We start from the raw sequence: 9127 nt of genomic DNA, 5'->3' as shown, positions 1-9127 counted from the left end.
GGGTGGGGCCGCACCGGACGCCGTCTCAGACCGTCGCGGTCGCGGCCTCGTCGGCCAGCGATCCGGAGACGGTGGTGTGCGCGCTCGCGAAGAGCTGCGGGTGCGCCTGCTGGATCCCGCCGACCACCAGGTCGTAGGGGACGTCGTCGAAGGAGCCGTGCTCGTGGATGAACTCCATGTGCTGGCGGCCGTCCTCGTCGAACGGGTGGTACAGGCTGTCGGTGCGGCCGTCGAAGTCCAGCGGCTTGATCTTGTAGAGCCGGCAGAGAAGCTTGTTGAAGACCGGGGTCGCCTTCACCCACCGGCCGTCGAGGTTGACCACGGTCAGGCTGTGGAAGCGGAAGACGTCCCCGCCGACCAGCTCCCGCAGCCGCGGCGAGGCGAGGTGGTTGCGTACGTCGCCGTAGTAGACCCGGCTCGGGATGCCCACGGCGCGCAGCGCGGCCGCGTAGAGGATGGACTTGTGGACGCAGAACCCGAGGCCCTTCTCCAGCACGCCGGTCGCGCTCAGGCCGTGCCGGGTCAGATCGGCCCCGTACACCTCGTAGGTGATGCCGTCCCGGACGGCGTAGTAGAGGGCTATCGCCTTCTGGGACTGGGTCTCGCTCTCCTTCGCGCGGGCGAGGGTCTTGTCGACGAACGCGCGGACGGTGGGCGAGCGGTGGTCCAGGAACTCGGTCGCGGCCAGCGTGGCCGTCTCGGTGGCGGTGCCGGCCGCGGCGGCGGCACCGGTGGTCTCTGCCATGTTCTCGGGATTCCTTCCAGATCCTCAGGCCTGTGCGGGCCTGAGCGGACGGTTCAGGCCCATGAGGGTGGCCAGCCGGTGGCGCTGGATCTCCGAGGTGCCGGAGTAGATCCGCCCGCCCACGGCGTCCCGCAGGTCCTTCTCGACTCCGTACTCGCTGACGTAGCCGTAACCGCCGAAGACCTGGATCGCGTTCAGCGCGGAGCGCACGTTCGCCTCGCTCACCACCAGCTTGGTCATCGCGACGTCACCGGCGGCGTCGGCCTTGGACTGCACCTTCTCGGCGGTGTCGTAGATCCACTTCTGCGAGGTCTCCAGGTCGATCCGCATCTCGACGATCATGTTGGCGACCGACTGGTTCGCGCCGATGACCGAGCCGAACTGCGTACGGGTGCGGGCGTACTCCACGCACCGCTCCAGGCGCCGGCGCATCTCCCCGACGTTGATCCCGAAGCCGCACAGGATCTCCCACTTCATGACGTGGTCGAAGATGAGGAACCCGGCGCCCTTGCTGCCGACCACGTGGTCGCGGGGCACCCGGACGTCGTCCAGGAAGACCTCGGCCAGCGGTGAGGTGCGCAGCCCCATCTTCGAGATGGGATTGCCGACCGACAGCCCCGGCGAGTCCCGGCGCACCAGGAACGCGGTGATCCCGGCCAGATCCCCGGGCGCGCCGGTACGGGCGTAGACGACGATCACGTCGGCGATCGAGGCGTTGCTGATGAACGACTTGCTTCCGTTGAGGACGAAGTCGTCGCCGTCCAGGACGGCGGTGGTCTGCATCCCCATCACGTCCGAACCGCCGGAGGGCTCGGTGATGGCGTGCGCGCCGATCATCGTGCCGGCGCAGATCTCCGGCAGGTAGCGGGCCTTGAGCGCCGACGAACCGAACCGCTGGAGCGGGACACCGGTGCTGACCATGTGGGTGGAGACCGAGAAGTTCAGCCCGGAGTCCTGGCATCCGTGGCCGAGCTGCTCCAGCACGTGGACGGTGGTCAGCAGGTCCTTGCCCAGCCCCCCGTGCCGGGGGTCGAACGGCAGCCCGAACAGGCCGACGTCCTTGAGGCGTTGCCAGCCGTCCCGGTCGAACGTGCCGGCCTGGTCGCGTTCGAGGTGGTCGGCGCCGAGCTTCGCGGCCACGGCGCCGATCGCCTCACGCAGTTCCTGCTGTTCCTCGCTCCAGCGCATCATGACGGGGGGTTTCCGATCCTCAGTACTGGGAGAAGGCTTCGTCGCTGAGCGCGTGGCTCTCGTCGCCCCTCAGCGGCGGGTTGAAGACACTGACGAGCTCCATGTCCGCCTCGGGGGAGGCGATCAGGAAGTGGGCGTCGTGCTCGTCCAGGACGTACAGCACACCGGGGGTCAGGTCCTGCGCGACGCTGCCGTCGGCGGCCTCGACGCGGCCCGAGCCGGAGATGCAGTAGCACGCCTCGAGGTGACGCCGGTACTGCAGCCGGGACTTCGTGCCCGCGCGGACGACGGTGTGGCAGATGCCGAAGCCCATGTTGTCCGCTTCGACCAGGAGGCGGTGACTCGGACCGCTTCCCCACTCGACCGGTGTGACCTGCGACTTCTCGCGAATGAACATGGTTTCCTCTCTTTCTCCTGGGTGTGGAGGTGCGGGGGAGCGGGGGGTTACTCGGGGGCGGTGACGCCCGCGTAGCGCCGGACGGCCTTCTCGACGGCCGAGACGGACCGGAAGTCGTCCGGGGAGATCTCCAGGTCGGCGAACGGGATGTCGAAGCGGTCACCCAGCCACTCGATGAGCCGCAGCAGATCCAGGCTGCTGATCACCCCGTTCTCCAGCAGGTCGTAGGACGCGTCCAGTTCCGAGACGGGGGTGCCGGGCAGGTACTCCGCCACGATGTGCGCGGTGATGTCGCGTTGGATGGTCATTCGATCTTCTCCATGAGGAGGCGACGGCTCACCTTGCCGGTGGGCCCGATCGGCAGTGGGTCGGTCATCAGGTGGAAGGCGGCGGGAATGGCCGCCCGGTTGACCTTGGCGGCGCAGTAGCTGCGCAGCTGCAGTCCGGTCACCGCGTCGTCGCTGCGACGCACGAACGCGTGCAGTGCGCGTCCCGAGACGGGGTGCGGCACGGCCACCACGGCCGCCTCGGCGACACCGCCGTGGCCCTGGAGGACCCGTTCGACCTCCTCCAGGTTGATCCGCACACCGCGCACCTTGACCTGCGAGTCGGTGCGGCCCACCAGGGCCAGTTCACCGCCGGCGGAGCGGGTGACCACGTCGCCGGTGCGGTACCAGACGCGGTCACCGCGCACGACGAACCGGTCCTTCGCCCCGGCCTCGCCGAGGTACCCGGCGGTCTGGAACGGCGTCGAGACCAGCAGTTCGCCGCTGCCGGCGCCCCGCAGCACCGCGCCGTCGGCCACCACGTCCACCAGCACGCCCGGCAGCGGACTGCCCAGGGGCAGCACCTCCCGGTCGGCCGCCTCGGCGGCGGAGAAGGTGTGGATCATGCTGTCGTTGGTCTCGGTGCAGCCGTACACGTTGTGCAACCGCGCCGCCGGGAAGAGCCGGGCGAGTCCGGCCCGCACCGACCGCGGCACGTGATCACCCGTCAGCAGCAGCTCGCGCACGCCCGGGAACTCGGAGGCGGTGCCCGCCTCGGTCAGCAGCCGGAAGAACATCGGCACCGCCTGCACGACGTGCGGCCGGGTGCTCGCCAGCAGCCCGAGCAGGTACGTGGTGTCGACGGACCGGTCGTGGTCCACCGGTACGACACAGCCGCCGTGCCGCAGGGTCCCCCAGATGTCCAGGAGGGTGAGGTCGAAGTTGAGCGGGGCGAAGTTCAGGACCCGGGTGCCGGTGCCGAGCGCGAACGCGCTGCCCGCCCAGGAGGTGAAGGCGTCGACGCCGGCCCCGCCCAGCGGAACGAGTTTGGGGACGCCGGTGGAACCGGACGTCGTCAGCAGCAGGCTGGTGTCCTGCGGCAGCACCGGCCCGCCCTGCGCGTCGCCGCCCACCGGACGGTGCGTCAGGCACTCCTCGGCGACGCCCAGTACGGCCTGACAGCCGCTGCGTGCGACCAGCTCGGCCAGAAGGTCCCGGCCGAGTTCCGTGGAGGCCAGCAGCAGCGGCCGTCCGGCCCGCATGCAGGCCAGGACCGTGGCGATCGCCACGGTCGACTTCGACGCCTGGAGCGCGAGCGGGCGGCGGATGTCGGGATACCGGCCGGCCAGTTCGGCACCGATCCGCTCCGCCGCCCCGACCAGTTCGGCATACGTGACGACCTCGTCCCGCGCGCCGCCGAACAGCAGCGCCGGATCGTCCGGGCTTTGCCTCGCACGCACTGCGACGTCCGCCGCCACCGATCTGGACATGACTCCCCATTGATCGAAAATCGATGGACCCGAGCATTCGAGTCCTCCGACCGGATATACCGTCACGAACATTCTGGGGGTATCGCCCCGCCGATTTCTTCGGACTAGCGGCCTGGTTTTGTACCCGTTCTTTGGACCTGTATCAGAACCGGATTTCACAGACACGGCAAATAAACTGTGACGGGCATCTCGCACGCATTACCGCCGGCCTTCACCGGAAACAAGAAAACTCATCGGGACGGCACGGACCGTGAATTCACCCCGGCCCGGACCGCCCTCGACGAGCATCCGCCACCCCAGCGGTACGCCACCCGCATTCCAGAAAACCCCGCACCCATTCCCGCGACAGCGCGGAACCCAGTGCCACGGCACGGGAAACCCCCGCCCTACGGGCCCGCCAGAACACCCCGGTCCCACGCACGGACGATGGCCTGCGCACGACTGCGCACACCGAGCTTGCGCAGCAGGTTGGACACATGGAACTTCACGGTCTTCTCGCTCAGCACCAGCGCCTGGGCGACCTCGCTGTTGGACATGCCCGCCGCGATCAGATCGAAGATCTCCCGCTCCCGCGACGTCAGCGTCGACACCTGAGGCACCACCACCTGCGCCGGCCCACGCCGGACCAGGAGGTCCACCAGCCGGCGCGTCAGCGGCGGCGGCAGCACGGCGTACCCGTCCGAGACCGCGCGGATCGCGGTGGCGATCTCGCTCAGCGCCGCGTCGTGCAGCACGAACCCGTCCGCCCCGGCCCGCAGATACTCCAGCGCCGTCTCCTCCACGCACCTGTCCACGAGCACCACCGCCGCCACCCCGGCACCGGCCCGCTCGGCGACCGCACGCAGGATGTCACCGGTCTCCCAGCCCGGATCGGAGTCGTCGATCAGCACGACCCGCGGCTCCTGCTCGTCCAGCAGACGCAGCAGCTGCGGCCGGGAATCGGCCACCCCGACCGCCTCCAGCTCCGCCTCCGCGGCCAGCAGGGCCCGCAGCGCCGTGACGAGCAGCGGCCGGCGCGCCAGAACGGCGATCCGGATCGGTCGGGTACGGGGATCGGTGGCGGCCATCTGCGACATCAACCTCCAAACTTCCTGGATGAGGCACCGGGACCACAGGCGCCCCGGCTCGTGAACGCGCCGGTCCCGATGCGCACCCGGCCGTGCGCGCCGCGCACCGGATCCGTCCCACCGCGACCGCCGGCGCCCCGGCCCGCCGCGTACGCACGGGGACCTCACCCCGCACGGCGGCACCGCGGCGCGCCCGCACGGTCAGGGAACGCGCCCCGCCTCACCCGCGGGCTCCGCCTTCACGGCACCCACGGCCACCGCGGCCGGACCGAACTGCGGCTCGGGACCGGTGACGACCGGACGCCGCCCCAGCCGCGACAGCTGGTTCTCGCCGAGCAGGATGCTCACCACGATCACCGCACCGCCCACCGGCACGTTCCAGCTGAACCTCTCCCCGAGGAAGACGGCGCTGACCACCAGACTGATGAACGGCACGAGATAGTTGACCGCGGAGGCACCGGTCGCACCGATGTCCGCGATCAGCCGGTTGTAGAGCACATAGGCGAGCCCCGTGCCGAACACCCCCAGCAGCACGATGCTCAGGGAGACCGACCAGGTGAACGACGGGGTGCGCCAGCCCAGGAACGGCATGAGCGCCGCCTGGATGACCAGCGCCACCAGAACCTGCGCACTGGCCGACGACATCGGGGAAATACCGCGGTCGGACAGGAACTTGCGGACGAACACCGCATGCCCCGCGTAGATCACGGCGACCGCCAGACACGCCAGCTCGCCGCCCGCGGTGCCCGTCGCACCGTTCCAGGGCGCGATGGCCAGCACGATGCCCGCGAAGCCGAGCGTCAGCCCCGCACCGCGGCGCGCCGTCGCCCGCTCACTGCGCAGCTGCACCGTGGCCAGCCCCAGCGTCAGCAGCGGAGTCGCGCCGGTCAGCACACCGGCCATGGCGGCACTGGTGTGCTGCTCGCCCCAGGCGAGGAGAAGGAACGGCGCGACCATGCCCAGCACGGTCGTGACGGTGATGTGCACCCACACGAAGCCGAAACGCGGCAGCCCCGCGCCCGTCACCGCACCGATGCCGAGCAGGACCACCGCCCCCAGGACCAGCCGGGCCAGCACCAGCTGACCCGGGTTCAGCCCCTCGCCGGAGACCTTGATCAGGGGATAACTGGAGCCCCAGATGACCCCCAGGACCACGAACTGCACGGCGCTGACACGTTTCACGGGATCGTCCCGTCCCTTCTCCTGCACTCCTGTGCTCCTGCTTGCGGGCGGCCCGGACTGCGTCAGGCGTTCACCAGCTTGGGAATGCTCTCCATCCCGTGCTCGAGGGCGCCGGGGTCGATGCTGTCGTCGGCGAGACTGCCGGACAGATAACGGTCGTAGGCACTCAGGTCGAAGTTCCCGTGCCCGGACAGGCCGAACAGGATGGTCTTGCCCACGCCCTCCTCACGGCACCGGATCGCCTCGTTGACCGCGCCGCGGATCGCGTGCGTCGACTCGGGAGCGGGCACGATGCCCTCGGTACGCGCGAACAGCACACCGGCCTCGAAGCAGTCACGCTGACGCAGCGCCACCGCCTCCATCAGGCCCTCCTCCACGACCCGGCTGACCAGCGGAGCGATGTTGTGCGCCCGCAGCCCGCCCGCGTGCACCGACGGGGGCACGAACTGGTGGCCCAGCGTGTGCGTGCGGGTCAGCGAGGTCAGCCCGGCGGTGTCGGAGTAGTCGTAGGCGATCCGCCCCTGCGTGAGCGAGGGACACGCGGCAGGCTCGGCCGCGATGAACCGGATCTTGGGCCCGCCGTGCAACTGCGCCCGCAGGAACGGGAACGACAGCCCCGCCAGGTTGCTGCCGCCGCCCGCGCAGCCGACCACGATGTCCGGGTAGTCCCCGGCCATCTCCATCTGCAGGATCGCCTCCTGCCCGATCACCGTCTGGTGCGCGCACACGTGATTGAGCGCGCTGCCGCGGGTGTAGCCCCAGCGCGGGTCGGAGAAGGCGACCTGCAGCGCCTCGGACTTGGCGATGCCCAGGCTGCCCGGGTGGTCCGGATTCTCCTTCAGCACCGCACGCCCGGCCTCGGTCTCCATGCTCGGGCTCGGCGTGCAGCTCGCCCCGAAGGTCTCCATCAGCGCCCGCCGGTAGGGCTTCTGCTGGAAGCTCACGTTCACCATGAAGACCTTGGCCTCCATGCCGAACAGGGACGCGGCGAACGCGACCGCGCTGCCCCACTGGCCCGCACCGGTCTCCGCGATCAGACCGGTACGGCCCGCGCGCTTGTTGTAGTAGGCCTGCGGGATCGCGGAGTTCGGCTTGAAGCTGCCGGTCGGCGCCACACCCTCGTACTTGAAGTAGATCCGCGCCGGCGTGTCCAGAACCTTCTCCAGACCACGGGCACGCAGCAGCGGCGCCGGCCGCCACCGGGCGTAGAACTGCCGCACCTCTCCGGGGATCTCGAACTCGGCTTCCCTGCCGAGCTCCTGGTCGACCAGCGCCTCCGGCATCGTGCGGGTCATCTCGTCACGTGTGACCGGCTTACCGGTCGCCGGGCTCAACACCGGCGCCACATAGTCGAGGTCGGCGGCGATGTTGTACCAGGTCTCGGGAAGGTCCCGGGCGCTGAGCTCGAACCGTACCGGATCTATCATGGCTGCCTCTCTGCGCGTTGAAATCGTCACTCCGGCCACGCGACCGCCGGGCTCTTGTGTCACCACACCTGCGGGCCGCCTCCGGACAATGAATTCTGGCCGCCGCGGCCACCGGCCGGATACCTCGGCAGGCAGGTGGTAGGGAAATCAATGGAACGTCACGAGAGAGCCCTACGAAGCTCAGCAGGCCTTTTCCTCCCGGCCGGCCATGTGGTACAAGCATCTCCCCACCCGCTTGGCCACCCGCATTCGAGGGTATTTTGGAGAAGGGCGACACGAACCCTCCCACCCACCCCCGTATTTACCTTCCAAACCCTCCCGCCGGAAGCACGCGCGACAAAGTCTGGGAATTCCACCAGTCCCCCCGCGGCCGATCCATGGCATCTGCACACGCGTGCGAACCTGAGCCCCCGGGGGCCCGGCCGCCGCGGCACCCCGACGCCGCACCGCCCGCTCGCCGCACCCACGCGGCCGGTTCATCGGATCACCAGGATCAGGGGATGGCACACATGATTCGTCCAGTCACCGCCGAGGACGTCACGCTGCTCCACACGATGGTGCACGGGATGGCCGAGAACGAGGAGGCGACCCGGCAGATCAGCACCGACGAGGACGAACTGCGCCGCGCCCTGTTCGGCCCGGACCCGGTGGCCTGGGCCCACTTCGCCGTCGACGACAAGACCGACGAGATCGTCGGCTACACCCTGTGGGCCCTCGTCTACAGCACCTGGCGCGGCACCGCCATCCACATCGACGACATCTACGTCCGCGAGGACGCGGTCGGACGCGGCTTCGACACGGCCCTGCTGAGCACCCTCGCCGGCCTGTGCGCCACGCGCGGCTACCGCCACATGCAGTGGTGGGGCAGGGTCACCAACGAGCCGACCGCCGCCTTCTACCGGTCGCTCGGCGCGGAGATCCCCTCGGTCCAGGGCAAGGAACTGACCGTCTTCCGCCTCTCCGGCGAGCCGCTGGCCGACCTCGGCCGCCAGGCCTGACCCGCCCCGCACCACCACCGCGCCGCGCGCCGTCCGAACGGGAAGCGATCCGTAAGTGAATTATTAGATGTGCCCCTCCCGGCTGTCGCGCGGTGCGCCGGACCCGTGAGGCTGACGGCATGAGTACACCACTGAGCGTCAGCGGCGCCGCCGCGAGGTGCACCGGCCGGCCGGGCGGACCGCGCGGCAGGGACAAGGCCGAACCCGTCCGGGCACCGGGTCTCTGACTCGGCGTCAGCGGCCCTCGCCACCGGGATGTCCTCCCGCGCACGCGCTGCCTCCCGCCCGTCGGCACCGGGCGGCCACCGGATTCCCGGATGTACCGACACCGGGCACCGGGCGGCCCGCGTGCGCCCGGACCACG

Annotated in this window: 9 protein-coding genes; 1 reads left to right on the top strand and 8 read right to left on the bottom strand. The window is 70.0% G+C overall.

Annotation, left to right across the window (positions count from 1 at the left end):
• Window positions 1–25 precede the first annotated feature (25 nt).
• The 8 genes from ABZV34_RS35220 to ABZV34_RS35185 form a co-directional block, all read right to left on the bottom strand.
• The gene (locus ABZV34_RS35220) at window positions 26–745 is read right to left on the bottom strand and encodes a transglutaminase-like domain-containing protein (RefSeq protein ID WP_356286034.1); all 720 of its coding nucleotides are present in this window, start codon (window positions 743–745) and stop codon (window positions 26–28) included.
• 24 nt (window positions 746–769) lie between these two features.
• Entirely contained in the window at window positions 770–1936 is a 1167-nt protein-coding gene (locus tag ABZV34_RS35215) for an acyl-CoA dehydrogenase family protein (RefSeq protein ID WP_356286031.1), read from the bottom strand.
• A gap of 19 nt (window positions 1937–1955) precedes the next feature.
• Complete coding sequence (locus ABZV34_RS35210; protein ID WP_356286028.1) at window positions 1956–2333, bottom strand: ectoine synthase; 378 nt, start codon at window positions 2331–2333, stop codon at window positions 1956–1958.
• Between the two features lie 47 nt (window positions 2334–2380).
• On the bottom strand, window positions 2381–2641 hold the full coding sequence (locus ABZV34_RS35205; RefSeq protein ID WP_356286025.1) for an acyl carrier protein: 261 nt from the start codon (window positions 2639–2641) through the stop codon (window positions 2381–2383).
• Entirely contained in the window at window positions 2638–4089 is a 1452-nt protein-coding gene (locus ABZV34_RS35200; RefSeq protein ID WP_356286023.1) for an AMP-binding protein, read from the bottom strand. Before ABZV34_RS35200 ends, ABZV34_RS35205 begins: the two co-directional genes overlap by 4 nt.
• A 386-nt stretch (window positions 4090–4475) precedes the next feature.
• On the bottom strand, window positions 4476–5165 hold the full coding sequence (locus ABZV34_RS35195) for a response regulator transcription factor (RefSeq protein WP_356286020.1): 690 nt from the start codon (window positions 5163–5165) through the stop codon (window positions 4476–4478).
• A gap of 192 nt (window positions 5166–5357) precedes the next feature.
• On the bottom strand, window positions 5358–6338 hold the full coding sequence (locus ABZV34_RS35190) for a DMT family transporter (protein WP_356286018.1): 981 nt from the start codon (window positions 6336–6338) through the stop codon (window positions 5358–5360).
• A 62-nt stretch (window positions 6339–6400) separates the two neighbouring features.
• Entirely contained in the window at window positions 6401–7765 is a 1365-nt protein-coding gene (locus ABZV34_RS35185; RefSeq protein ID WP_356286015.1) for a TrpB-like pyridoxal phosphate-dependent enzyme, read from the bottom strand.
• Window positions 7766–8274: 509 nt separating this feature from the next.
• Here ABZV34_RS35185 and ABZV34_RS35180 point away from each other — a divergent pair.
• Window positions 8275–8763 carry a GNAT family N-acetyltransferase gene (locus tag ABZV34_RS35180; protein WP_356286012.1) on the top strand — a complete coding sequence of 163 codons (489 nt, stop codon included), beginning with the start codon at window positions 8275–8277 and terminating at the stop codon, window positions 8761–8763.
• Window positions 8764–9127: the final 364 nt, after the last annotated feature.

This window comes from Streptomyces sp. NPDC005195, from assembly GCF_040608315.1.
Lineage (GTDB): Bacteria > Actinomycetota > Actinomycetes > Streptomycetales > Streptomycetaceae > Streptomyces > Streptomyces kaempferi.
Note: the sequence above shows the minus strand (reverse complement) of the source record. Positions and strands in the feature narration are given on the sequence as shown.